This window comes from Halomonas sp. SIMBA_159, assembly GCF_046536035.1.
GTDB lineage: Bacteria > Pseudomonadota > Gammaproteobacteria > Pseudomonadales > Halomonadaceae > Vreelandella > Vreelandella venusta_A.
Map to the genome: position 1 here is coordinate 1 of NZ_JAWJBT010001366.1, position 244 is coordinate 244.

The 244-nt window shown below is 56.6% G+C and carries 1 protein-coding gene; it reads right to left on the bottom strand.

The genetic code is table 11. From position 1 onward, the window contains the following. Positions 1-244: virulence factor SrfC family protein (locus R0J87_RS23705; protein WP_498889454.1), on the bottom strand; the 244-nt coding region annotated here is incomplete at both ends.

Genomic DNA, 244 nt, shown 5'->3' on the forward strand with positions numbered 1-244 from the left:
CAGATTCGCCCCGGTGCTTTACCCGCGCGGGCTTGGCTGCTGTCGCCTTGGGTCGTTTCAATCCAGCGCGTTAACACCGGGCCCACCGAGGTCACGGCACTTTGTTTATCCGAGCTCGTACACACCCCCAGGGCATTCATTTCCTGGCTGTGTGTATAGCGTTCAAATCGGTAGGCCACCTTGAAGAGCAATACTAGCTGAGAAACACGATTACCCCCTTCGCTACTGGTTTGGCTGGCAGCTT